The organism is Georgenia sp. Z1491 (genome assembly GCF_057652395.1).
Map to the genome: position 1 here is coordinate 607399 of NZ_CM172729.1, position 22921 is coordinate 630319.

Consider the following 22921-nt stretch of genomic DNA (forward strand, 5'->3'; position numbering starts at 1 on the left):
GATCCGTGCCCGCCATCCCTTCATGAAACCGAGCAGGAGAGTCAGAGATGAGTACGCGAGCGGCATCGACGGACGACCCGGACCACCGGGAGGAGCTTCCGCCTGGCAGTGACCTCCGAGGCTGGCTGGACCACCTGGCGGCGAGCAACCGCCTGTCCGTCATCCACCATGGGATCGATCTGCGGCACGGTGTCGCCGCGGTCGCCAACCGCTTGGACGGATCGACCGCATCGTTGTTCCCTCGACCGGGAACCCATAACGGCACGGTGATCTCCGGCCTGCTCTCTCAGAGGGCGTGGATGGCTGAGGCGGTCGGCGTCGGGGAAGACGAGTTGGTCAGCACGTTCGAGGCTGCCTGTCGCAATCCATTGCCGTGGACGGAGGTTCCCCACGCCCCGGTCCAGGAGGTCGAGCACGAAGAGGTCGACCTCGAGCGGATCCTTCCGATCCCGACGCACAACGAGCACGACAGCGGCAGCTACATCACGGCGGGGCTGCTCATCTCCCGTCAGCCCTCGACCGGCGCCCAGAACGTCTCCATCCACCGGCTCCAGGTGAGCGGGCCGGACCGCCTGGGGGCGCTCCTGCTGCCGCGGCACACGATGCGGTTCTTCGACGAGCTTGAGGCCGCCGACGAGGACCTCGAGATCGCCGTCGTGGTCGGTGTCGACCCGCTGACCCTCATGGCCTCCCAGGCGATCGTCCCGCTCGGGCAGGACGAGCTCGAGATCTCGGGTGCACTGCGTGGTGCGCCGCTTCGGGTGACGCGATGCCGTACCAACGACGTCCGGGTCCCGGCGGACGCAGAGATCGTCATCGAGGGTCGGTTGCTGGCCAACCGCCGAGAGCCCGAGGGGCCGTTCGGAGAGTTCCCCCAGTACTACGGCGAGCGCGCGGAGAGGCACGTCATCGAGGTCGACCGGGTCACGCATCGCAAGGACCCGCTGTTCCACACGATCGTCGGAGGCGGGCTCGAACACCTCCTGCTGGGGGGCATCCCGCGCGAGGCGTCGTTCCTCTCGCACCTGCGACGCACCTTTCCCTGCGTGAAGGACGTCCACCTCTCGCTCGGCGGAGTCGCTCGCTACCACCTCTATGTGCAGGTCGACCAGGCACAGCCGGGCGAGGCGAAGAACGTCATCCTCGGCGCACTCGCCACCCACTACGACATCAAGCACGTCACGGTGGTGGACACCGACGTCGACGTGCACGATCCGCGCGAGGTCGAGTGGGCCGTCGCGACGAGGTTCCAGGCGGATCGTGACCTCGTCGTCGTGGGACCGTCCCAGGGTTCCAAGCTCGATCCGTCCACGACCGAGGGTGTCGGTGCGAAGCTGGGCTTCGACGCGACCGTCCCGGCGGGCGCTCCCGACATGAAGTTCCTGAGGATCCGGGTGCCGGGCGAGGACGACGTCGACCTCGAGGCGGTCGTCGACGCCTCCGTGACAGACTGGCACGCAGCAGTCACCGCTCGATGAGGAGGATGGACGCATGGATCTCTCCGACATGACGCCGCGCCTGATCGTCGGCATCTCCGGCGCGTCCGGCGCTGCCTACGGCATCCGGATCCTCCAGGTGCTGCGGGACACTCCGGTGGAGACGCACCTGATCGTCAGCAAGGCCGGACGGCTCACGCTCGCCCAGGAGACCGGCCTGCGGACGGGCGACCTCGAGGACCTCGCCGACGTCGTCCACGCCAACCACGACATCGGCGCGAGCATCGCGAGCGGATCGTTCCGGACCATGGGCATGGTCGTGGCACCGTGCTCGGTCAAGACCATGTCCGAGATCGCCTCGGGAGTGACCTCCTCCCTCATGGCACGCGCAGCGGACGTGCAGCTCAAGGAGCGCAGGCGTCTCGTCCTCGGGATACGGGAGACACCCCTGCACCGCAACCATCTTCGAACCATGGCCGAGCTGAGTGAGCTGGGTGCCGTGATCGCCCCGCCCGTGCCGGCGTTCTATACGCACCCGGCGACGGTGCAGGACGTGGTCGACCACTCGGTCGGGCGGATGCTGGACCTGTTCGACATCGAGGTCGGGCTTGTCGAGCGCTGGCCCGGCGTCGCTGCGAGCCTCGACGGCCGCCCGGGCGCAGGGGGCCGCGCATGAACGCCGACCGCGCCCCCCGCACCCTCGCCCTGCCCGACGGCGCGACGCCCCAGCTCGCCGAGGACGCCTTCGTCGCCCCCGGCGCCACGGTCGTCGGACGCGTGAGGGCGGCCGAGCGATCGAGCATCTGGTACGGCGCCGTCCTGCGCGCGGACCTCGACGGTCAGGAGATCCGGCTCGGCGCACGGAGCAACATCCAGGACAACGTGAGCGTCCACGTCGAGGTCGGGCAGTCCGCCCGCATCGGGGAGGGGGTCTCCGTCGGGCACAACGCGGTGGTGCACGCCGCCGAGATCGAGGACGACGTCCTCATCGGCATGGGCGCCGTCGTGCTCACCGGCGCACGGATCGGCGCGGGCAGCCTGATCGCCGCCGGGACGGTCGTCCTCGAGGGGACCGAGATCCCACCGCGCTCGCTCGTGGCGGGCGTCCCGGGCAAGGTGCGCCGGCAGACCACGGACGAGGAGGTCGAGGCGATCCGCCGGAACGCCGAGACGTACCTCGAGCTGTCAGCCGTTCACGCGGACGCCCGCGGGGCCTGACCGGCGCCGGCGTCGCGCGCCTGGGCGCTGTCGGTCCGCCGCCAGAAGTCGTCGACCAGCGCGTCGAACGGCTCGCCCACCAGCGGCACCATGTGCTGTCGGCCCGGCAGCACCGCACGCTCGGCGTCCGTGGCGGAGGCGATCGTGTCCGCCACCGCCTCGAACCCGGCGTGGTGGCCGCCCGAGACGACGAGCACCGGGAACGGCGCCGCGCGGAGCGCTACGAGATCAGGCCGCGCCTCCCAGGGGCCGCGCGAGCCCATGAGCGCCCGCACGCCGTCCTCGAAGGCGGTGGGCAGGGGCTGCCGGGGCCACGGGCGCTCGCCGATCGTGCGCGCGAACCGGTCCCAGAACTCGAACGGGTCGTCCGGCCCCTGTTCCCAGAGCTCGATGAGCCGCTCGCGGGTGGCGACGGCCTCGGGCGCGTCGGTGACGCCGAAGGCGGGCGGCTCGACGAGGGTCAGGGACCTGACCAGGTGCGGTGCCAGCGCGGCGACGTGCATGGCGGCCACGCCACCGTTCGAGTGGCCCACCAGGTGCGCGCCTTCGCTCAGGAGGCCCGCGTGTGCGGGCGCCTCGGCCTCGAAGTCGACCCGGGCGCGCGGGCTGCGGCCGTAGCCCGGTCGGTCCGGGACCACGAGGGTCCAGCGCGAAGCCAGTCCGCGCTGCGCGCGCCACCCCGTGCTGCCGGTGGCGGCGTCGCAGTGCAGCAGGACCACCCGTGGGCCGTCGCCGGTCGTGGTGACGTGGAGGTCGCTGGTTCTCGTGGCGTGGAGCTCGCCGGTCATGCCCGGCGCCTCAGGTCCTCGGTGGCGGCCACCGTGTAGATGAGATCGCCCTCCGTCCCCACCTCGTCGGCCGGGTCGGTGCCGGTGCCTTCCTCGTCAGCCCGGCCGGCGCCGGTGCTCACCTCGTCGACGAGCTCGGTCCAGAACTCGAGCGCGGCGCGCTCGAGCCGCTGCCCGAGCCGTAGCGAGCGCAGACGTGGGGCCAGGCGCGGGGCGCCCTCGTAGCGGGCCGCCATGTCGTCGTACACGCCCAGCCGTGCGCCGTGCTGGCGGACCTGCTCCTCGGCGAGCGCGAGCAGGTCGTCCTCGGTGGCAAGCTCACCGAGGAAGAGCTTGAGCTCGGCGACGTCACGGATCTGCATGGGGTCCGTCACGGGCTCGGCGAGCCACCGCGACAGCTCGGTGCGGCCCTGCGACGTCAGCGAGAACGTCTGCCGGCGGCGCCCGTCCGACTCCGTCTCGACCTCCAGCAGTCCGGCGTCGGCGAGGCGGCGCGGCTCGGAGTACAGCTGGGCGTGCGGGAACGGCCAGAAGTAGCCGACTGAGCGGCCGACGGCGCGCTTGAGGTCGTACGAGGTGGACGGGCCACGCAGCCCGATGAGTCCGAGGACGACGTAGGACGTCGTCGAGAGCCGCACCGTTGACATGTCCCCGACCGTACTCTAGTTTCATCCTCCGGGACATACCGTCTGAAGCGGATGGTTATGTGACGATGTCGGCGGAGGATGCCATGACCGGGGATACGAACGGCCGCGAGAGGTTCGTGGGGCAGGGCCTCGCGCGCCTCGAGGACCCCGCGCTGCTCACGGGCCGTGGCCGCTTCCTCGACGATCTCGACCCCCTTCCGGGCACGCTGGTCGCCGCCGTCGTGCGCAGCCCGCACCCGCACGCCTACATCCGTTCGGTCGACCTCGACCGGGCCCGCGCCCACCCCGGCGTCGCCGCGGTCATCGGCCCCGAGGAGGTCCTCGAGGCGCTCAAGCCGTTCCCCCTCTCGCTGCGCGCACCGATGCCCTACTACCCCACGGGCACGGACAAGGTCCGCTTCGTCGGCGAGCCGGTCGCCGTCGTCGTCGCCACCGACCGGTACACCGCGGAGGACGCCGCCGAGCTCGTCCGTGTGGACTACGACCTGCTGCCCGCCGTCGTCGACACCGCAAAGGCGATCGAGCCGGACGCGCCCCTGCTGCACGACACGGCGGAGACCAACGTCGCGAGCGACCGCACGTTCACCTTCGGCGAGGTCGACGAGACGTTCGCCTCGGCAGCGCGCGTGGTCACCGGGGAGTACAGCTTCCCGCGGTACTCGTCCACACCGATGGAGTGCTACTCGGTCGTCGCCGAGTGGCGGGACGAGGCCGACGGCCCGCACGTGACCGCGTACTCCAACTTCCACGGACCGTTCTCGATGGTGCCGGTGCTGTCCGGCGCGCTGGGGATCGGGCCGGCGCAGCTGCGGCTGATCGTGCCGGAGGACAACGGGGGCAGCTTCGGCATCAAGGCGGGCATCTACCCCTACATCGCGCTCATGGCGCTCGCGAGCCGGCATGCGGGCCGCCCGGTGCGGTGGACCGAGGACCGCAACGAGCACCTGCTCGCGAGCTCGGCCGGGTCGGACCGGCTCATGCGCTTCACCGCCGCCGTCGATGCCGACGGGCTCGTCCAGGCCCTGGACGTCGACTTCACCGAGAACGTCGGTGCCTACCTGCGCCCGCCCGAGCCGGCGACGCTCTACCGGTGCTTCGGCAACATCACCGGCGCCTACCGGATCGACGCGGTGCGCCTGAGGTCCCGCGCGGTCGTCACGAACAAGACACCCACCGGGCTCAACCGCGGGTTCGGCGGCCAGCAGCTGTACTTCGGCCTCGAGCGCGTGATGGACAAGATCGCGCGCGAGCTCGGCGACGACCCCGTCGAGCTGCGGCAGCGCAACCTCGTACGCTCCGGATCGTTCCCCTACGCCACGCCCACCGGCGGCATCTACGACTCCGGGGACTACGAGAAGGCCGTCGAGCTGCTGCTGGAGTCGACCGACTACGCGCGGCTGCGCGCCGAGCAGGCCGAGGCCCGCGCGCGCGGCGAGCTCGTCGGCAGCGGCGTGGCGGTCGTCGTCGAGCCGTCGGCCACGAACATCGGCTACGTCGGCCTCGCGACCCCCTCGGAGGACCGCCCGCCCGGGCGGGACAAGTCCGGCTCGACGGAGCACGTGCGCGTGACGGTCGACCCGTTCGGCGTCGTCTCCGTGCTGCTCGGCACGGTCCCGCAGGGCCAGGGGCACGCGACGGTCGCCCGGCAGGTGGTCGCCGACCAGCTCGGGCTGCCGCTGGAGCAGGTCGTGCCCAAGGTGGACATGGACACCTCGACGACGCCGTGGACGGTCACCTCCGGCAGCTACTCCTCGCGCTTCTCACCGCTCCTGACCTCGGCCATCGTCGAGGCCACCGACCGGATCGCGGCGTCGATCAAGGTGGCGGCCGGGGTGCTGCTCCAGGCGGAGCCGGACGAGCTCGAGCTGGTCGACGGCCTCGTGCGGGTCGCCGCCGAGCCCGAGCGCTCGGTGAAGTTCCGGCACGCCGCGGGCGTCGTCCACTGGGACCCGGGCTCCCTGCCCGACGACGTCGAGGCCAGCCTCTACGCCGAGGCCGCGTTCGTCCCGCCGGAGGCGAAGGCGCCCTCGCGCACGGACCAGGTCAACTCCTCCCTGTGCTACGGCTTCGTCGCCGAGCTCGTCCAGGTCCGCATCGACCCCGAGACGTACGAGATCGCCGTCGAGAAGGTCACCGGCGTGCACGACGCCGGCACCGTCCTCAACCCGCTGCTCATCGAGGGCCAGGTGCACGGGGCGATCGTCCACGGCCTGGGCGGCGCGCTCTACGAGGAGATGGCCTACACGGACTCCGGGCAGCCGACCTCGACGTTCATGGACTACCTCGTGCCCACGGCCGCGGAGTCGATGTTCCCGCTGGTGGGGAACCGGCTGGTGACACCATCCCCCGTCACGAGGCTCGGCGCGAAGGGCTCCGGCGAGGGGAGCTCGATGAGCTTCCCCGTGGCCGTGGCCAACGCCGTCGAGGACGCCCTGTCCGCGCACGACGTCGAGATCACGCGCCTCCCGCTCCACGGCAACGTCATCCACGACCTGCTCACCACCTCCCGCTGACCCACGAAGGAAAGAGACGACATGCCCCTGACCGGCGGAGACATCCGACTCGAGCGCAGCCACGACGGCCGCGTCGCCAACCTCACGCTCGACCACGGGCGGTTCAACATCGTGACGATGGAGACCCGCGCGCTCATGGCCGAGCGGTTCGCCGAGATCGACGCCGACCCGCGCGTGGCGGTCGTCGTCATCCGCGGCGAGGGCGAGCACTTCACCTCGGGCGGCGACATCGCCGGCTTCATGGAGGTCGAGCCGTTCGATCTCACCGACCTCGGTCAGGACATCACGGCACCGGCCCGCTCGCCGAAGCCCGTCATCACCGCGGTCGACGGTTACTGCTTCGGCGTCGGCTTCGAGCTCGCCCTGTCCACCGACATCCGGCTCGCGACCGCGCGCTCGGAGTTCGCCCTGCCCGAGATGCGTCTCGGCATGATGCCCGGCAGCGGCGGGACCCAGCGCCTCGCCCGCCTCATCGGCCTCTCCCGAGCCAAGTACCACGTCCTCACCGCCGAGCGGATCCAGGCGCAGCAGGCGCTCGACTGGGGCCTGCTGGCGTCCGTCTCCGAGGACCGCGACGGCCTCGAGGCCGAGGTCGAGCGCGTCGTGTCGACGATGCTCGGCTACTCGCCCGTCGCCCTGCGCACCGCCAAGGAGGTCCTCGACCGCGGCGTCGACGGGCCCCTGTCCACCGGCGTCGAGCTCGAGCGCAAGTCCTACTCGATGCTGCGCGCGACGCACGACTTCGCCGAGGGCGTCGCCGCGTTCACCGAGAAGCGCGCGCCCGTCTTCGAGGGCCGTTGACGTGAAGGCCGCCCCCTTCGCCTACGTCCGACCGACCAGGCTCGCGGACGTCGTCGCCGAGCTCGTCGCCGCGGACGAGCAGGGCGGCGGCAAGGTCATCGCCGGCGGACAGTCGTTGGTGCCCGTCCTCGCGATGCGGCTCGGCCGGCCGGCCACGCTCGTCGACATCACCCGCGTCCCCGAGCTCGCCCAGGTCGGCATCTCCGACGGGTGCCTGCGCATCGGTGCCGCCGTCCGCCAGCGCCGCATCGAGCGGGAGCACCGCGGCACCGTGCCGCTGCTGAGCCAGGCGCTCCCGTGGATCGGCCACCGGGAGATCCGCAGCCGCGGCACCGTGTGCGGCTCGCTCGCACACGCGGACCCGTCCTCCGAGCTGCCCGCGGTCGCGCTCTGCCTGGGCGCCACGCTCGACGTCGCGGGGCCGGCCGGACGGCGACAGGTCACGGCCGAGGACTTCTTCGTCGGGGCCATGACGACGGCGCTGGGCCCCACCGACGTCGTCACCTCGGTGCGGATGCCCGTGCCCGAGGCCGGTGACGGGTACGGGTTCTCCGAGGTCGCTCGCCGCCACGGCGACTTCGCGCTCGCAGGCGTCGGCGTCCGGGTGCGCACCCGGGACGGCGAGATCCGCGACGCCCACGTCACCTCCTTCGGGGTCTCCGACCGGCCGCAGCGCCGCGACCTCGGTGGCGCGCTCGCCGAGGCTCTCGAGGGCTCCGACGGGTCGGCCGCCGACCTGGCCGCCCGGCTGACCGAAGCGACCGACGCGATGGCTGCCGACGTCGTGACGACCGGCGGCGACGCCGGCGGCTCTCCCGCCTACCGCCGCCGCCTGGTCCGCACGCTCGCCGCCCGCGAGCTCGCCCGCGCCTACACCTCGACCGTGAGGAGCGTCGCCGCATGAACCCCCCGCGCACCCTGTCCGCCACCCGCGACCTCCTCACGGGCCGCTCGGGCCGGCCCGGACGCTCCGGCCGCACGGCCGAGGACGCCCCGGAGACCCTGCGGGTCGAGGCCGGGGAGACCGTGCGCGTGTCCTTCACCGTCAACGGTCGGCCCGCCACCGTCGACGTGGCGCCCCGGGTCACGCTCTCCGACGCCCTGCGCGACCACCTCGGCCTCACGGGCACCCACATCGGCTGCGAGCACGGCGTGTGCGGGATGTGCACCGTGATCGTCGACGGCGACGCCGCCCGCGCCTGCCTCCTCCTGGCCTGCCAGCTCGAGGGGGCCGAGATCATGACGGTCGAGGGCCTGGGCCGGCCCGACGACCTCCACCCGCTGCAGGAGTCGTTCGGCCGGCACCACGGGCTCCAGTGCGGCTTCTGCACGCCCGGCCAGCTGATGAGCGCCTACGACCTCCTTGACCACGAGCCCGGGGTGTCGCGCGAGGAGCTGCCCGAGAAGATGTCCGGCGTCCTGTGCCGTTGCACCGGGTACCGGAACATCATGGACGCGGTCGCGGAGGTCTCCGAGGACCACCCGGACGGCGTCCCCGCCCCGCACAACTGCGCCACGGCCGCCCTTCTCCCGCGCGACAGCGTGGGCGGGCGGGCCTCGGCCGCCGGGCAGGACGAGGCCGAGGTCGACCAGGGCGTCGCCGAGATCCGCATGCCCGCCACCGAGCCGACCGTGGCGATCGAGGTCGACGACGAGGTGGCCGCCACCCCCGAGCAGATCTGGGCCGTCATGGCGGACACCGAACGCCTCGCCCGCTGCCTGCCGGGCGCCGAGCTCGTCTCCGACTTCGGCGACGACCGGTACAAGGGTCGCATCCGGGTCGCGCTCGGCCCCGTCAAGCTCGCGTTCGTCGGCGACATCCACGTGGTCGAGCGGGACGGGACCGACCGCCGGATCGTCGCGCTCGCCCAGGCCGAGGACGCCGGGGGCGGCAGCGTCCAGGCGAGGGTGCTTCTCACGGTGGCCCCGCACGGCGACGGCGCAGTGATCCACGCCGAGGCCGACCTGCACATGACGGGCCGCATCGCCCAGTTCGGCCGCTCGCTCGCGGGTGACGTCAGCCGCGAGATGTTCGGGCAGTTCACGCGTGCGATGGACGCGACCGCGCGCGGCGAGGAGCCCGTCACCACCGCACCGCCCAGCGCCATCGCCATGGTCACCCAGCTCACCGCCGCGCGCCTGCGTGGGGTTCTCAACCGCATCACGAGGAGGAACTGATCGATGGAGATCGGACGCACGCTCGCCTGGACGGCGGAGCGGTTCCCTGAGCGGCTCGGGTTCGTCGGCTCGCGACGCATGACGTATCGCGAGTGGGACGAGCGCACCAACCAGATCGCCAACGCCGTGCGCGGGCTGGGGGTGGCCCCGGGCGACCGGGTCGCCATGTTCCTGTCGAACTCGGAGGTCATGGCCTCCACGCACCTCGCGCTGCAGAAGCTCGGCGTGCTCTCGACCCCGTACAACATCCGGCTCTCGGGGCCGGAGCTCGCCTACTGCCTCGACGACGCCGAGCCGAAGGTCGTCGTCGTCGACGACCTCGCACGCGGGGTCGCCGAGGAGGCGCTGCGCATGGCGACGGTGAGCCCCGTCCTGCTGTACGCCGGTACCGACCCGCTGGACGGGGCGGAGGACTTCGCGAGCGTCGTCGCCGCCGCCGGCAACGCGGCGCCGGACGTCGTCGTCACCGAGGACGACCCCGCCGTCATGCTCTACACGTCGGGCACCACGGCCAAGCCCAAGGGCGTGCCGCGGACCCAGCGCAACGAGTTCGCGGCCTCGGCCGCGCACGTCATGCAGTGCAGCTACCAGTACGGCGAGTCCACGCTCGGCGCCATGCCGATGTACCACACGATGGGGCTGCGCTCGCTGCAGTCGATGCTCATCGTCGGCGGCACGTTCGTCGAGATGCCCGTCTACAACGCGCCGCAGGCCGTCGAGCTCATCGAGGCCGAGCAGGTCTCCGCCCTGTACCTCGTGCCGACCGCCTTCTGGGCACTCGCCCAGACCGGCGGGCTCGATCGCGTGGGGCGCTCGGTGCGCAAGCTCGCCTTCGCGGGCGCCGCGATGACCTCGACCCTGTGCGAGCAGCTCGAGAAGGCGATCGCCCCGGAGGTGTTCGTCAACCACTACGGGTCCAGCGAGGTCTACACCTTCGCGATCGAGGAGAACGCGGCCCGCAAGCCCGGCAGCGCCGGGCGCCCGGGCCTGTACTCCCGCCTCCGGGTCGTCGACCCCGGGTCGACGGACACCCACGAGCAGCTTCCGGTCGACGTCGTCGGGGAGATCGTCGCCTCGCTCGACTCCGACGAGGCCTTCCAGGGCTACTGGAACCGGCCCGACGCCGACGCGAAGTCCATCCGCGGCCGCTGGTACCACACGGGCGACCTCGGGCACATCGACGCCGACGGCGACCTCTGGGTCGACGGCCGGGTCGACGACATGATCATCACGGGCGGGGAGAACGTCCACCCCATCGAGGTCGAGGACGTCCTCTCGCGTCACCCCGGTGTGTCCGAGGTCGCCGTCGTCGGTCTCAAGGACGAGAAGTGGGGGCAGGCGGTCACGGCCTTCGTCGTCCCGGCCGACACGGGCGTCGACCCGACCGCCTTCGCTGCCGAGCTCCAGGAGTGGAGCCGCAACGAGGCCCCGCTCTCGCAGTACAAGCGGCCCAAGAAGATCCTCGTCATCTCCGCCATCCCGAAGAGCCCGGTCGGCAAGATCCTGCGCCGGAAGCTCGTCGCCGGCGACTACCAGCTGCGTTCCACCACGGAGGTCGGCGCGTCATGAGCGTCAGCGAGCAGCAGCAGGAGCACGAGCAGGAACCCACGCCCACGGTGGTCGACCGCAGGTTCGTCGAGGCGGGGTCCGGGTTCGCCGCGGGTGTACGGGACCTGCCGAAGCACCTCAACATCTCCACGGTCGGCGCGGGCCTCATCGCCGCCATCTTCGGGTGCACCGGCCCGGCCCTCATCGTCATCAACGGCGGCCAGGCCAACGGGTTGTCCGACGTCGTCATCTCCTCGTGGATCTTCGGGATCTACGTGTTCGGTGGCCTCATCTCGTTCGTCATGGCGCTGTACTACAAGCAGCCCATCACGGGGGCCTACAGCATCCCGGGCGCAGTCCTCGTCGTCGCGGCGCTCGCCGAGTACGAGTTCTCCCAGATGGTCGGGGCCTTCCTCGCCGCCGGTGTCATCGTGCTCGTCATCGGGCTCACGGGCCTGGTGCGGAAGGTGGCCACCTGGCTGCCGTTCCCGATCGTCATGGCGATGATCGCCGGAGCTCTCATCAGGTTCGGGACCGGGGTCGTCGACGCGGCCGTCGCCCTGCCGGTCGTCGTCGGCGCCGCCATCGCCGGGTATCTCATGCTCTCCCGGTTCATCAAGGCGGTGCCCGGAGTCGTCGGCGCGCTGGTGGCCGGTGCGATCGCCGCCGCGGTCACAGGGTCGTTCACACCGCTCGAGAGCAACCTCGCGCTCACGGCCCCCGAGCTGGTGATGCCGTCGTTCGACGTGAGCGCGATCCTCGCCGTCGGTGTTCCGCTCGCGTTCCTCGTCATCGGGGCGGAGAACGCCCAGGCGATGGGCGTGCTCATGGTCGAGCGGTACCGGCCGCCCTTCAACTCGATGACCGTCATCAGCGGCGTGGGCGGCATCCTCGCGCCCCTGTTCGGCGGGCACAACGCGAACATCGCCGGACCGATGACCGCGATCTGCTCGTCCGAGCAGGCGGGTGCGAACAAGGACGGCCGATACGCGGCGACCGCCGTCAACGGGGTCCTCTTCGCCGTCTTCGGGATCTTTGCCAGCGTCGCCGTCGCGATCGTCGGCACGCTCCCGCCGGAGCTGACGGCGGCACTCGCCGGACTCGCCATGATCGGCGTGCTGCTCCAGGCCTTCCAGTCCAGCTTCCGGGAGAGGCGATTCCAGGTCGGAGCGCTCGTCGCACTCGTCATCGCCATGAGCGGGGTGTCCATCCTCCACATCTCGGCACCGTTCTGGGCCCTCGTCGGAGGCGTGCTCACCTCCCTCGTGCTCGAGCAGAAGGACTTCTCGCGCCGCGAGGAGTCCTGACACACGGACGTGCGGCGGCGGGGCCCGCCGCCGCACGCCCGACCACACACAGCTGAGCGACCGCGCCGGTCCAGTGGACGTGCGACGGACCGCCTCGTCAGCCGGCTGACCCTCTCGGCCGACCGCAACCTCAGTCGGCCGGCCGCACCCAGTCCCCGGACCGCCCGCCGGACTTCGCGACGATCATCGCGTCGCGGATCGCGACCGTCCGGTCGATGCCCTTGAGCATGTCGACCACCGCCAGGGCGGCGACGGTGACCGCCGTCAGCGCCTCCATCTCGACCCCCGTGCGGTCGGCGGTCCGCACGGTCGCCCGCACCGACACGCGGTCCTCGAGGAGCTCGAGGTCGACGCTCGCCCCGTGCACGCCGATGACGTGGGCCAGCGGCAGCAGCTCCGGCGTCCGTTTGGCCGCCTGGATGCCGGCGATCCGCGCGACCGCGAGGACGTCGCCCTTGGGGACGTTCCGCTCGCGCAGGGCCGCCATCGTGTCCGGCGCGCACGTGACGGCGGCGCTCGCCGTCGCCTCTCGCACGGTGGGGGTCTTCGCGGTGACGTCGACCATGTAGGCGGTGCCGTCGGACCGCAGGTGGGTGAGCTCGCTCATGCGCCCCATCCTCGGACACCGAAGGCCTCGAGGCGGTCCCCGGCCGCCACGCGGTCGGCGTCGGCCGGCACGATCGCGAGCGCGTCCGCGAGCCCGAGGGTGGCCGCGAAGTGCGACTTCGCCCCGCTCGCGTGCGGCGGCTCGGCCACGAGCGCCCCGTCCTCGCGCCGGACGACCACGGGCGCGTACTGGCGGCGCCCCGGCGGGGTCGGCCAGTCGCGGCCGGCCACGACCTCGAACGTCGGACGGTCCGGGTCCGCGCCGGTGAGCACCGCGAGCAGCGGACGCACGAGCACGTGGAACGCGACGAACACGCTCACCGGGTTGCCGGGCAGCGCGACCACCGGCACGCGCCGTCCGGTGCCGTCGTCGAGCGTGCCGAAGCCCTGGGGCTTGCCCGGCTGCATCGCGACCCCCAGGAACTCGACGCCGCGGCCCTCGAGGCTCTGGCGCACGACCTCGTGGGCGCCGGCAGAGACCCCGCCGGCGGTGACCACCAGGTCGACCTCGGGCAGCGACTCGTCCAGCCGCGCGCGGAAGGCGTCGACGTCGTCGCGGCTGCGGCCGTGCACCGGCGTGCCGCCGGCCTCGGCGACCAGGCCCGCGAGGAGCGTCGAGTTGGAGTCGGGGATCAGGCCGACGGCGGCCGCGTCGCCCGGCTCGACCAGCTCGTCCCCGGTGGTGACGACGAGCACCCGGGGCATGCGGGCGACCGTGAGGCTGCCGTGGCCGACGGACGCCGCGGCCGCGACCTGTGCCGGGCCGAGGACGGTGCCGGCGGTGAGGACGGTGTCGCCCACGGCGACGTCCTCGCCCCGGTACCGGACGCACGCGCCGGGCTCGGCACGCCTGGCGATCCGCACCCGTGCGGGCGCGGGGCCGGGGCCGGGGGAGTGGTCGGTGTCCTCCACGGGGATGATCGCGTCGGCGCCGTCCGGCAGCGGCGCGCCGGTCATGATGCGCTGCGCCGTCCCGCTCGCGAGGGGCTCGGGGACGGCGCCGGCCGCGACGTCGCCGCACACGGGAAGCTCGATCGCGTCGTCGGGCAGGCCCGCGAGGTCGGCGGCCCGCACGGCGAACCCGTCCATCGCGGAGTTCGTGAACGGCGGGACGTCGGCGCGCGCCTCGACGTCCGCGGCGAGCACGCGGCCGCGGGCGGCGCCGAGGGGGACCCGCTCGACGGTGCGCTCCGGCTCGGCGGCCACGACGTCGCGGGCCGCGGCCAGGATGCGACCGAGGTGGGTCTCGACGTCGACCAGTCGGCTCATGCGTCGTCCCTGGGGGTCGAGTACTCGAGCTGGTCCATCTGCTGGGTCCGTGCGTCTCCGACGAGCACCCGGCCGAACAGCGGGGAGCCGGTGCCCACGATGAGCTTGACGGCCTCGACGGCCTGGGTGGAGGCGACCTGCCCGACGACGGGGCCGAGCACGCCGATCTCGTGAGAGGTCTGCACGGCGCCGGGCGCGGGGGGATCCGCGTGGAGGTCCCGCAGCGCGAGGGGGCGCCAGGGCGCCGGCGGGCTCGTCCAGAACACGGAGGCCTGCCAGATCATCGCCATGACGCTCGCCCACACCAGCGGCTTCCCGTTCGCTGCGCACCAGTCGCCGACCAGGTACTTCGTGGCGAAGACGTCGGAGCACTCCATCACGAGGTCGATGTCGTCGCGCAGCGCGTCGAGGGACTGAGGCGTGGCGGGGCCCATCGGCACGATCTCGATCTCGGAGTTCAGGGCACGCAGCGCCTGGGCGGCGGAGTCGGCCTTGAGCGTGCCGACGGTGGCCTCGGTGTGGATGAACTGCCGCTGGAGGTTGTTGAGCTCGACCTCGTCGGCGTCGGAGACGTAGATCGTGCCCACGCCCATGGCGGCCAGGTAGAAGAGCACGGGCGAGCCGAGCCCGCCGGTGCCGACGACGAGGATCCGCGCCGCCGCGAGGCGCTGCTGCCCGCGCTCCCCGTAGCCCTCGACGAGGAGCGACCGGCGGTGCCGGTCGTAGGCGCCCGGCGGCAGCGGCTCGAGCGGCCGGCCGAGCGGGATCTCGAGCGAGGGCAGGGGGGCGGGTGCGGGGCTCACGGGAGGGCGCTCCATTCGGTGGATCCGTCGGTGAAGGCCTGGTGCTTCCAGATCGGCACGCGGGACTTGATCTGCTCGATCAGCTCGGACAACGCCGCGAAGGTCTCCGCGCGGTGCTCGCCCGCCACGGCGGCGATGAGCGCGTGGTCCCCGATCGCCAGGTCGCCGACCCGGTGCTGGGCGCCGACCGCGTGCACGCCGGGCCGGTCGGTGAACTCGTCGACGACCTCCGCGAGGAACCGCGCGGCGTCGGGGTGGGAGCTGTAGGTGATGCCGGTGACGCCGCGGCCATCGTCGTGGTCGCGCACGACCCCGGCGAACGTGGCGACGGCGCCGCACCGGTCGTCGGCGCACGCCTCGGTCAGGGCCGCCGGGTCCAGAGGGGTCTCCAGGACGTCCGCGGCGACGCGTCGGGCCATGCTCAGCCGCCCGCGAAGGGCGGGAGGCAGTCGACCGTGGCTCCGGCCGGGACCGGGGCGGAGTCCTGCGTGCGGCGCCCGTCGAGGAGCCAGGTCGCGACGTCGAGGACCTTCGTCAGGCGCTCGTCGGCGTCCTCGCGCAGCGCGGCGACGACCGTACCGACGGTCGCGCCCGCGGGGACCTCGACCGTCCTGACGCCGGTGCCGGCCGCCTCGGCGGCGCCGGCGAAGAACCGGACGGTGACGGTGGTCGTGCCGGCCGTGGTGCTCGTACCGGCAGCGGTCGGGCCGGGCGTGGTGGTCGTCGTCGTGGGCGTGGCCTCTGTGGTCACGTCAGCCTCCAATGGCGGACATCGTGCGGGAAGGGGCGGCGAAGGAGTCGTCGGTGCCGAAGCCGTGGGCCCGGGGCTTGCCCCACATGGCCTCCTGCCAGCGGCGGGCGAGCGCGGCGTCGTCCGCGCCGTCGCGCAGCAGGCCGCGCAGGTCGGTCTCCGAGGTGGCGAACAGGCACGAGCGCACCTGTCCGTCGGCGGTGATGCGGGTCCGGGTGCAGGCCGCGCAGAACGGCTCGCTCACCGAGGCCACGAGGCCGACGCTACCGTCGGGCAGGCCGGGAGCGGTGACGTCCTCGACCTCGGCGGGCGCGGACCCACGGGGGCCGGGGCGCTGGGTGAGGGTGAACCCGGCGTCGGTCAGTGCGTCGCGGAGGTCCTGGGCGGTGACGACCTCGCCGCGCTTCCAGGACTCGCGCGGCCCGATCGGCATGTACTCGATGAACCGCAGCTGGTAGCCGCGTTCGAGGCAGAAGCGCAGGAGCTCGGGCGCGTCCTCGCGGTAGGAGGCGGCGATCGGGACGGCGTTGATCTTGACCGGGCGGATCCCGACCCGGTCGACGGCGTCGAGCGAGCGCAGCGCGTCGTGGAGCCGGTCCCGGCGAGCGGCCGCGGCGTACCGCTCGCGGTCCAGGGAGTCGATCGAGATGTTCACCCGGTCCAGGCCGGCCTCGACGAGGGAGTCGATGCGCTTGTCGAGGCCGAGGGCGTTGGTGGTCAGCGCGATGTCCGGCTTGTTCCCGTCGGGGTCCCGGAGCGCGGCCGTGCCGGCGATGATGTGCTCGAGGCCCCGGCGCAGCAGCGGCTCGCCGCCGGTGAACCGGACCGTGCGCACCCCGAGGTCCCGCACGGCGATGGCGACGAGGCGGACGACCTCGTCGTCCGTCAGCACGTCCGGCGTGGGGAGCCAGTCGAGGCCCTCGGCCGGCATGCAGTAGGTGCAGCGCAGGTTGCAGCGGTCAGTCAGCGAGACCCGAAGGTCGGTGGCGCGGCGGCCGAAGCGGTCGGGCAGGCCGCGGGCGTCGGTGGGCAGCGGGGTGCCGGAACCGGTACCGGTGGCTGCGTCCGTACCGGAGGGCGACGGGATGGTCGGGATCGGCATGAGGACGGGTGCCTGCGAGGGTTGTGTGGTCACTTCGCCTCCCCTCGACGACGACGGGCGATTCGCGGACCAATACGCAATCAATCTATCAACTAATGACCCCGCGGGAAGTGGGTGTTCTCACCGCGGACGGGCCCGCCGGGTGGGGCGGGCAACAGGAGTGCGGACGCGCGTGGCCGGCGTCGGCAGGACGGGAGTCAGGAGCTCTCGACGCCGTCCGGCACCTGGACATCGACGGGCTCGCCCCAGTCGCGCAGGATCCCGTCCCCACCATCCGGCCCGGTGTCGATGCGAAGGAGCCGGTCCTCGTCGTCGACCCACCACCGGTGGACCTGGTCGCCGAGGTCCACCTCGTACTCGACCGTCGTGGTGCCCTCGACGTCGGCCTCGCCGACCTCCTCCATGGACTCCGGATCCCCCCACGCCTCGGTGGCGCCCGCCCAGTCCCAGCCCTCGATGTGGTTAGCACGGGCCTCGTCGTCGAGGACCGCGTACTCACCGGCACCGCCGGTGCGCTCGTACATCGTCCCGTCGATCAGCCGCACCTCGAGGGTCACGGAGCCGTCGTGGTCCCGAGTGGTGAGCGAGAGGAGATCCACCTCCCCCTCGTCGTCGTATCGCACCACCCCGTCCGTGGTCGTGCCGGCGTCCGGGATGTCGGAGGTCCACTCGAAGGAGAAGGTCGGAGCCTCGCGCATCGCCGTGGCGACGCGCTCGACGGCGTCGTCCTCCGTCAACGCTTCGTCGCCGCCGCAGCCCGTGAGAACCAGGAGGCTCGAGGCCGCCACCAGCGCCGTCGTGCGAGCCCGTCGACGTCCCCGCCTCGTTGCGTCCATCGCACCAGGGTAATGGCGCGCGGCGTCGGCGCCCTCTCAACCTGTCGGGGTGGCGGCGTGCTGGCCCACGGCAGTGCCCCGCATCGCACGGCATCACGCAGGGAGGAAGTCCCGCAGCAGGTCGTTGAACGCCGGCCCGACCCGCGGCACCGCATGCCGGGCGCCTGCGACGACCTCGCGCCGGGCGGACAGCTCGCCGGCCAGGCGGTCGCACAGTAGCTCGAGCGCCTCGGCGTGGCCGCCGGAGACGACCATGACCGGGATCCCGGCCTCGCGGATGGTGGCGACGTCGATCTGTGCCTCCCACGGCACACGCTCGGCCATGAGCTGCCGGACGCCGTCCGCCATGGCCTCGGGCATCGGGGAGCGGGGCCACGCCCGCTCCCCGATGATCGCGGCAAACCTCGAGAAGAACCTCTCGGGATCGTCGGGCTCCTCCGCCCAGACCCGCTCCAGCGCCGACACCATCTCGCGCACCTCGGGAAGGTCCGGCGCGAGGGCGAACGCGGGCGGCTCGACCACGGTGAGCGACAGCACGGACGAGGGCCGTGCGGCAGCGGCCAGGAGGCTCACGACACCGCCGTAGGAGTGACCCACCAGGTGCGCCCCGCCGTCAAGGAGCGGGAGGACCGCCTCGACCTCCCGCTCGAAGTCGACGCGTCCCTGGGCCGTGCTCTGCCCGTATCCCGGGCGGTCGGGAATCACCAGCCGGTAGCTGTCGGCGAGCTCGAGCTGGCGCCGCCACGCCGAGGCCCCCGTGGCGACGTCCGCGTGGATGAGGACGACGCGGGGACCTGAGCCGTGGCCCTCGACGTGGAGGTGCATGCTGCCTACGTCAGCGAGGCGTACGGGTCGGCGAGACCGACGTACCGGGTCTCGAGATACTCCTCGATGCCTTCCGCACCGCCCTCGCGACCGAGACCGGACTGCTTGACCCCGCCGAAGGGAGCGGCTGCGTTCGACACGACGCCGACGTTGACGCCGAGCATGCCCACCTCGATCTCCTCGGTCAGACGGATCGACCGGGCCAGGTCCCGGGTGTACACGTAGGCGACCAGCCCGTACTCGGTGGAGTTCGCGAGGGTGACGGCCTCCTGCTCCGTGGAGAACGTGACGACCGGCGCGACCGGGCCGAACGCCTCCTCGTGGAGGATGCGCGCGTCCGGCGCGACGTCCGTGATGACGGTCGGCGGGAAGAAGTAGCCGGGACCATCCGCGGGCGCGCCGCCGGTGAGCACACGCCCGCCGCCGCTCTCGGCGTCGCGGACGAGCTCCTCGACCTTGTCCCGACTGCCCGAGTCGATCAGCGGACCGATGTCCGAGCCCTCCTCGGTGCCCCGGGCCAGCCGGAGCGCCCCGAAACGGTCGGCCAGGCGCGAGGCGAAGTCCTCGGCCACGGACTCGTGGACGATGAAGCGGTTCGCGGCGGTGCAGGCCTCGCCCATATTTCGGAGCTTGGCCAGCATGGCGCCGTCGACGGCCGCCTCCAGGTCGGCATCCTCGAACACGAGGAACGGCGCGTTGCCGCCCAGCTCCATCGAGGTGCGCAGCACCTGGTCGGCGCTGTCCTTGAGCAGGCGCCGCCCGACCTCGGTGGACCCCGTGAAGGAGAGCTTCCGCAGGCGCGGATCCTGGAGGAGCGGGCCGGTGACCGAGCTCGCGCTCGACGTGGTAACCACGTTGAGCACGCCGGCGGGAAGGCCCGCGTCGGCCAGCACCTGGGCGAGCAGCAGAGTGGTCAGCGGCGTGGCGCTCGCGGGCTTGACCACCATCGTGCAGCCAGCCGCGATCGCGGGACCGATCTTCCGCGTCGCCATGGCGAGGGGGAAGTTCCAGGGCGTGATGAACAGGCACGGGCCGACGGGCCTCTTGTGCACCAGCAGTCGCGTCCTCCCGTCCGGCGCGGTGGAGTACCGACCGTCGATGCGTACCGCCTCCTCCGAGAACCACCGGAGGAACTCCGCGCCGTAGGCGACCTCGCCCCGGGCCTCGGCGAGCGGCTTGCCCATCTCCAGGGTCATGAGCAGGGCGAAGTCGTCGGTGCGCGCGACCACGGCCTCGTAGGCGGCGCGCAGGATCTCTCCGCGGACGCGGGGCGCGGTGCGTCGCCACTCCTCCTGTGCGGCCGTCGCGGCGTCGAGGGCCGCGAGACCGTCCTCCGCCGTCGCGTCCGCGATGCTCAGGAGGACGTCGCCGGTGGCGGGATCCTCGACCGCGAACGTCTTTCCGGAGCCGGCGGCGCGCCACTCACCGCCGATGTACAGCTCGTTCCTCACCGTGGCGAGCAGGTCCTTCTCGTCGCGTGCAGCGATGGTGGTCATGCGGTGGCTCCGTCCTCGAACGAGATGATCTGGCGGATCGCGACGCCGTCGGCCAGCTGGTCCATCGCGACGTTGATGCCGTCGAGCGTGATGCGGGAGGAGATCAGCGACTCGACCGGCAGGCGACCCTCCCGCCACATCTGGGCGAAGACCGGGATGTCGCGGGCCGGGACGGCCGAGCCGAGATAGCTGCCGACGATGGTCCGCCCCTGGGCGACCAGCCCGAGCGGCTTGAGATCGACCGAGGCGTCGGGTGAGGGCAGGCCGACCGTGATGGTCGTCCCCCCCGGTGCGGTCGCGGCCAGCGCGCTGTCGAAGGCGCGGGCGTTGCCGGCCGCCTCGATGACGATCGAGGCCTTGACGCCCTTCTCGGCCAGCTCCGCCGGCGAGTACGTCTCGTGGGCGCCGAGCGCGCGTGCCGCCGCGAGCTTGTCGTCCACGCCGTCGACGCCGATCACCGTGACGCCCGCGTGCGCGAGCGCGGTGAGGAGTGCGGCCATCCCGACACCGCCCAGACCGACGACCATGACGACGTCGCCGTCCTTGGGATTCGCGGCGTTGACGACGGCACCGCCGCCTGTGAGCACGGCGCACCCGAGGACGGCGGCCACCTCCGGGGGCACGTCGTCGTCGACCGGGACCACCGAGTGGCGGTCGACGATCGCGTGGGTGGCGAAGGCGGAGACGCCCAGGTGGTGCTTGACCTCCTGACCGTCCCGCTCGAGCCGGTTCGTGCCTCGGAGCAGGGTGCCCTCGTTGTTCGTCAGACTCCCGCGGACGCAGGGCGCCCGGCCGTCCGTCGCGCATCCCTCGCAGTCCCCGCACCGGGGTAGGAAGGTGAGGACCACGCGCTGCCCGACCTGCAGGTCGTCGACGCCGTCGCCGACCTGCTCGATGCGCCCCGCGGCCTCGTGCCCGAGCAGCATCGGGACCGGGCGCACGCGGTTGCCGTCGATGACGGACAGGTCGGAGTGGCAGACACCGGCCGCCTCGATCCGGACCAGCAGCTCGTCCGGCCCGGGGCCGTCGAGCTCGAGCTCGGACACGGTGAGTGGACGGGTGCTCCGGTACGGCCTCTCGCGGCCGATCTCCTCCAGGACTGCTCCACGGATCTTCATCTGCTCGCCTCCATCTTCTGGGGAGTGCCGGAGTCCTTCGGGAGCTCCGGTCGGTTCTTGGTCAGCTGGAAACGCCGGATCTTCCCGGAGCCCGTGCGCGGGATCTCGTTGACCTCGATGAGCTCGGCCGGGACCTTGAAGTAGCTGAGGTCCTTGCGGCACGCGGAGAGGACCGCCTCGTGGTCCAGGGCGCTACCGTCCGGGGGGACGACGTAGGCGACGGGCACCTCACCGAGCATGGGGTGGGGTGCACCCACGACGGCCGCGTCGGCGACGCCGTCGCAGCGCTGCAGGACAGCCTCGACCTCGGCGGGGTAGATGTTCTCGCCGCCGCGGATGATGAGCTCCTTGACCCTGCCGCTGATGCGCAGGAACCCGTGCTCGTCGCGCTGGCCGAGATCGCCGGTGCGGTACCAGCCGTTCGTGAGGACGTCGGCGGTGGCGCCGTCCAGGTTGTGGTAGCCGAGCATGACGTTGGGGCCCTGCACCCAGATCTCCCCCTCGTCGCCCGGCGCGACGTCCTTGAGGCTCGCCGGATCGACGAGCCGCACCGTCAGCCCGGGGAGCGGCATCCCGCAGGAGCCGAGCACGCGGCTGGCGGTCGGAGAATTGAGGGTCACCATGGTCGACGTCTCGGTGATCCCGTACCCGTCGAGAAGACGGACCTGGGCGAACTCCTCGAACTCCGCGTTGAGGTCCGCCGACATGTTGGCGCCTGCGCTGACGCAGAGACGTAGATGTGGTGCTTCGATCCGGTCGGTCGGCGACCTGTCGATGAGGTACCGGAACATCGTGGGGACGCCCGGGAAGAAGGTCACCGGTTCGTTCGCCAGCAGGTCGAGGACCTTGCTGGGGGAGAACGACCTGAGGATCCGCTCGCTCGCTCCGGTCGCCACGATCGCGAGGACGCACAGCACGAGCGCGTAGGAGTGGAACAGGGGGAGCGGGGAGAGGACGAGGTCGTCCGGGCCGAGGTCGGCGATGGTGCTCCAGCAGGCCGCGACGACCCACAGGCAGCTGCGCTGCGTCAGCTTGACGCCCTTCGGACGGCCGGTGGTCCCCGACGTGTAGAGCATCCAGCACCACTCGTCGAGGCCGGTCGAGTCGGGGCTCTGGACGTCGGGCTCGACGGCCATCAGGTCGTCGTACCGACGGATCCGGACCGATCCGTCGACCGCACCGGCGTCCACCGGCGCCGCGCCGGTGACGATGACGAGGTCGACATCGGTCCCGGGGACGAGCTCGAGGACCGTGTCGAGATGCTCCTGGTCCGTGAGGACCGCCCGGGCTGCGCTGTCGGTGAGGATGTGGGCGAGCTCGGCTGCGGGTGCGGCCGGGTTCGCGCACACCGTGACGAGGCCCGAGCGTGGAGCGGCGAGGTATCCCTCGGCCACCTCGACGCTGTTGTCGAGGTACATGAGTACCCGCTCCTGCGGCTTCAGGCCGGCGGCGAGAAGGTGGCCGGCGAGCCGAGAGGTCCGCGTGTCCAGGTCGCCGTAGGTCACTGCCGTGACGTCGTCGACGAACGCCACTTTGTCCTGACCTGCATGAGCATGCTCCGCCAGCAGCTCGGGGACGGTGCGCACTGCGTCGATGTTCAGCATCGAACCTCCTTCGTTTACTAACGAGTATTCGTTAGCCTAGCGTGAGGAGGGCCCGAGGGGAAGCCTCGGGCGGGA

At 72.3% G+C, this 22921-nt stretch carries 22 protein-coding genes; 9 read left to right on the top strand and 13 right to left on the bottom strand.

The annotated features are described in order from the left end of the window. Positions 1–47: 47 nt before the first annotated feature. Genes AC24HA_RS02865 through AC24HA_RS02875 form a run of 3 tightly spaced genes read left to right on the top strand, consistent with a single transcriptional unit; the run spans position 48 to position 2654 of the window. Positions 48–1478: a UbiD family decarboxylase gene (locus AC24HA_RS02865; protein WP_425707968.1), complete on the top strand. Its 1431-nt coding sequence runs from the start codon at positions 48–50 to the stop codon at positions 1476–1478. 13 nt (positions 1479–1491) lie between these two features. Beyond that, positions 1492–2112, top strand: a complete 621-nt coding sequence (locus AC24HA_RS02870; protein ID WP_425707969.1) for a UbiX family flavin prenyltransferase — start codon at positions 1492–1494, stop codon at positions 2110–2112. Then, positions 2109–2654: a gamma carbonic anhydrase family protein gene (locus AC24HA_RS02875; protein ID WP_425707970.1), complete on the top strand. Its 546-nt coding sequence runs from the start codon at positions 2109–2111 to the stop codon at positions 2652–2654. Before AC24HA_RS02870 ends, AC24HA_RS02875 begins: the two co-directional genes overlap by 4 nt. On the opposite strand, the gene AC24HA_RS02880 is transcribed toward AC24HA_RS02875, so the two are convergent. Together AC24HA_RS02880 and AC24HA_RS02885 are read right to left on the bottom strand one after the other, a co-directional pair. After that, on the bottom strand, positions 2630–3442 hold the full coding sequence (locus AC24HA_RS02880) for an alpha/beta fold hydrolase (protein WP_425707971.1): 813 nt from the start codon (positions 3440–3442) through the stop codon (positions 2630–2632). The genes AC24HA_RS02875 and AC24HA_RS02880 overlap by 25 nt on opposite strands. Beyond that, a complete protein-coding gene (locus tag AC24HA_RS02885; protein WP_425707972.1) occupies positions 3439–4089 on the bottom strand; it encodes a PadR family transcriptional regulator in 651 nt (216 codons plus the stop codon). The genes AC24HA_RS02880 and AC24HA_RS02885 overlap by 4 nt, the downstream gene beginning before the upstream one ends. An 83-nt stretch (positions 4090–4172) precedes the next feature. Between AC24HA_RS02885 and AC24HA_RS02890 the strand changes: the two genes are divergently transcribed. The 6 genes from AC24HA_RS02890 to AC24HA_RS02915 are packed head-to-tail and all read left to right on the top strand — an operon-like array spanning position 4173 to position 12436. Further along, positions 4173–6602 (top strand): xanthine dehydrogenase family protein molybdopterin-binding subunit, encoded by a 2430-nt coding sequence (locus AC24HA_RS02890; RefSeq protein WP_425707973.1) that lies wholly within the window; start codon positions 4173–4175, stop codon positions 6600–6602. Positions 6603–6623: 21 nt separating this feature from the next. Next, positions 6624–7403, top strand: a complete 780-nt coding sequence (locus AC24HA_RS02895) for an enoyl-CoA hydratase/isomerase family protein (protein WP_425707974.1) — start codon at positions 6624–6626, stop codon at positions 7401–7403. A gap of 1 nt (position 7404) precedes the next feature. After that, positions 7405–8307 carry an FAD binding domain-containing protein gene (locus AC24HA_RS02900; RefSeq protein WP_425707975.1) on the top strand — a complete coding sequence of 301 codons (903 nt, stop codon included), beginning with the start codon at positions 7405–7407 and terminating at the stop codon, positions 8305–8307. After that, on the top strand, positions 8304–9581 hold the full coding sequence (locus AC24HA_RS02905; RefSeq protein ID WP_425707976.1) for a xanthine dehydrogenase family Fe-S subunit: 1278 nt from the start codon (positions 8304–8306) through the stop codon (positions 9579–9581). The genes AC24HA_RS02900 and AC24HA_RS02905 overlap by 4 nt, the downstream gene beginning before the upstream one ends. 3 nt (positions 9582–9584) lie before the next feature. Further along, the gene (locus AC24HA_RS02910) at positions 9585–11150 is read left to right on the top strand and encodes a class I adenylate-forming enzyme family protein (protein WP_425707977.1); all 1566 of its coding nucleotides are present in this window, start codon (positions 9585–9587) and stop codon (positions 11148–11150) included. After that, the gene (locus tag AC24HA_RS02915) at positions 11147–12436 is read left to right on the top strand and encodes a benzoate/H(+) symporter BenE family transporter (RefSeq protein WP_425707978.1); all 1290 of its coding nucleotides are present in this window, start codon (positions 11147–11149) and stop codon (positions 12434–12436) included. Before AC24HA_RS02910 ends, AC24HA_RS02915 begins: the two co-directional genes overlap by 4 nt. A gap of 130 nt (positions 12437–12566) precedes the next feature. Here AC24HA_RS02915 and moaC read toward each other — a convergent pair whose 3' ends face one another. From moaC to AC24HA_RS02970, 11 genes are all read right to left on the bottom strand, one after another. Beyond that, positions 12567–13043, bottom strand: coding sequence for a cyclic pyranopterin monophosphate synthase MoaC (gene moaC / locus AC24HA_RS02920; RefSeq protein ID WP_425707979.1), 477 nt, complete (start codon positions 13041–13043; stop codon positions 12567–12569). Then, positions 13040–14311: a molybdopterin molybdotransferase MoeA gene (locus AC24HA_RS02925; protein ID WP_425707980.1), complete on the bottom strand. Its 1272-nt coding sequence runs from the start codon at positions 14309–14311 to the stop codon at positions 13040–13042. Before AC24HA_RS02925 ends, moaC begins: the two co-directional genes overlap by 4 nt. Next, complete coding sequence (locus AC24HA_RS02930) at positions 14308–15114, bottom strand: HesA/MoeB/ThiF family protein (RefSeq protein WP_425707981.1); 807 nt, start codon at positions 15112–15114, stop codon at positions 14308–14310. The genes AC24HA_RS02925 and AC24HA_RS02930 overlap by 4 nt, the downstream gene beginning before the upstream one ends. Then, a complete protein-coding gene (locus AC24HA_RS02935) occupies positions 15111–15533 on the bottom strand; it encodes a molybdenum cofactor biosynthesis protein MoaE (protein ID WP_425707982.1) in 423 nt (140 codons plus the stop codon). The genes AC24HA_RS02930 and AC24HA_RS02935 overlap by 4 nt, the downstream gene beginning before the upstream one ends. A gap of 2 nt (positions 15534–15535) precedes the next feature. Further along, entirely contained in the window at positions 15536–15865 is a 330-nt protein-coding gene (locus AC24HA_RS02940) for a MoaD/ThiS family protein (protein ID WP_425707983.1), read from the bottom strand. Position 15866: 1 nt separating this feature from the next. Next, positions 15867–16967, bottom strand: coding sequence for a GTP 3',8-cyclase MoaA (moaA, locus tag AC24HA_RS02945; RefSeq protein WP_487563605.1), 1101 nt, complete (start codon positions 16965–16967; stop codon positions 15867–15869). 197 nt (positions 16968–17164) lie between these two features. Continuing rightward, the gene (locus tag AC24HA_RS02950) at positions 17165–17803 is read right to left on the bottom strand and encodes a hypothetical protein (protein ID WP_425707985.1); all 639 of its coding nucleotides are present in this window, start codon (positions 17801–17803) and stop codon (positions 17165–17167) included. A 93-nt stretch (positions 17804–17896) separates the two neighbouring features. Further along, entirely contained in the window at positions 17897–18628 is a 732-nt protein-coding gene (locus tag AC24HA_RS02955; RefSeq protein ID WP_425707986.1) for an alpha/beta fold hydrolase, read from the bottom strand. Between the two features lie 5 nt (positions 18629–18633). Next, positions 18634–20124 carry an NAD-dependent succinate-semialdehyde dehydrogenase gene (locus AC24HA_RS02960; protein ID WP_425707987.1) on the bottom strand — a complete coding sequence of 497 codons (1491 nt, stop codon included), beginning with the start codon at positions 20122–20124 and terminating at the stop codon, positions 18634–18636. Further along, complete coding sequence (locus tag AC24HA_RS02965; RefSeq protein ID WP_425707988.1) at positions 20121–21242, bottom strand: alcohol dehydrogenase catalytic domain-containing protein; 1122 nt, start codon at positions 21240–21242, stop codon at positions 20121–20123. Before AC24HA_RS02965 ends, AC24HA_RS02960 begins: the two co-directional genes overlap by 4 nt. Beyond that, positions 21239–22846 (bottom strand): class I adenylate-forming enzyme family protein, encoded by a 1608-nt coding sequence (locus AC24HA_RS02970; RefSeq protein WP_425707989.1) that lies wholly within the window; start codon positions 22844–22846, stop codon positions 21239–21241. The genes AC24HA_RS02965 and AC24HA_RS02970 overlap by 4 nt, the downstream gene beginning before the upstream one ends. Positions 22847–22921: the final 75 nt, after the last annotated feature.

Bases quoted from the DNA above. Each gene is read 5' to 3' on its own strand.
- AC24HA_RS02865 (WP_425707968.1), top strand. From the start codon at position 48: ATGAGTACGCGAGCGGCATCGACGGACGACCCGGACCACCGGGAGGAG.
- AC24HA_RS02870 (WP_425707969.1), top strand. From the start codon at position 1,492: ATGGATCTCTCCGACATGACGCCGCGCCTGATCGTCGGCATCTCCGGC.
- AC24HA_RS02875 (WP_425707970.1), top strand. From the start codon at position 2,109: ATGAACGCCGACCGCGCCCCCCGCACCCTCGCCCTGCCCGACGGCGCG.
- AC24HA_RS02880 (WP_425707971.1), bottom strand. From the start codon at position 3,442: ATGACCGGCGAGCTCCACGCCACGAGAACCAGCGACCTCCACGTCACC.
- AC24HA_RS02885 (WP_425707972.1), bottom strand. From the start codon at position 4,089: ATGTCAACGGTGCGGCTCTCGACGACGTCCTACGTCGTCCTCGGACTC.
- AC24HA_RS02890 (WP_425707973.1), top strand. From the start codon at position 4,173: ATGACCGGGGATACGAACGGCCGCGAGAGGTTCGTGGGGCAGGGCCTC.
- AC24HA_RS02895 (WP_425707974.1), top strand. From the start codon at position 6,624: ATGCCCCTGACCGGCGGAGACATCCGACTCGAGCGCAGCCACGACGGC.
- AC24HA_RS02905 (WP_425707976.1), top strand. From the start codon at position 8,304: ATGAACCCCCCGCGCACCCTGTCCGCCACCCGCGACCTCCTCACGGGC.
- AC24HA_RS02910 (WP_425707977.1), top strand. From the start codon at position 9,585: ATGGAGATCGGACGCACGCTCGCCTGGACGGCGGAGCGGTTCCCTGAG.
- AC24HA_RS02915 (WP_425707978.1), top strand. From the start codon at position 11,147: ATGAGCGTCAGCGAGCAGCAGCAGGAGCACGAGCAGGAACCCACGCCC.
- moaC (WP_425707979.1), bottom strand. From the start codon at position 13,043: ATGAGCGAGCTCACCCACCTGCGGTCCGACGGCACCGCCTACATGGTC.
- AC24HA_RS02925 (WP_425707980.1), bottom strand. From the start codon at position 14,311: ATGAGCCGACTGGTCGACGTCGAGACCCACCTCGGTCGCATCCTGGCC.
- AC24HA_RS02935 (WP_425707982.1), bottom strand. From the start codon at position 15,533: ATGGCCCGACGCGTCGCCGCGGACGTCCTGGAGACCCCTCTGGACCCG.
- moaA (WP_487563605.1), bottom strand. From the start codon at position 16,967: ATGCCGATCCCGACCATCCCGTCGCCCTCCGGTACGGACGCAGCCACC.
- AC24HA_RS02950 (WP_425707985.1), bottom strand. From the start codon at position 17,803: ATGGACGCAACGAGGCGGGGACGTCGACGGGCTCGCACGACGGCGCTG.
- AC24HA_RS02955 (WP_425707986.1), bottom strand. From the start codon at position 18,628: ATGCACCTCCACGTCGAGGGCCACGGCTCAGGTCCCCGCGTCGTCCTC.
- AC24HA_RS02960 (WP_425707987.1), bottom strand. From the start codon at position 20,124: ATGACCACCATCGCTGCACGCGACGAGAAGGACCTGCTCGCCACGGTG.
- AC24HA_RS02965 (WP_425707988.1), bottom strand. From the start codon at position 21,242: ATGAAGATCCGTGGAGCAGTCCTGGAGGAGATCGGCCGCGAGAGGCCG.
- AC24HA_RS02970 (WP_425707989.1), bottom strand. From the start codon at position 22,846: ATGCTGAACATCGACGCAGTGCGCACCGTCCCCGAGCTGCTGGCGGAG.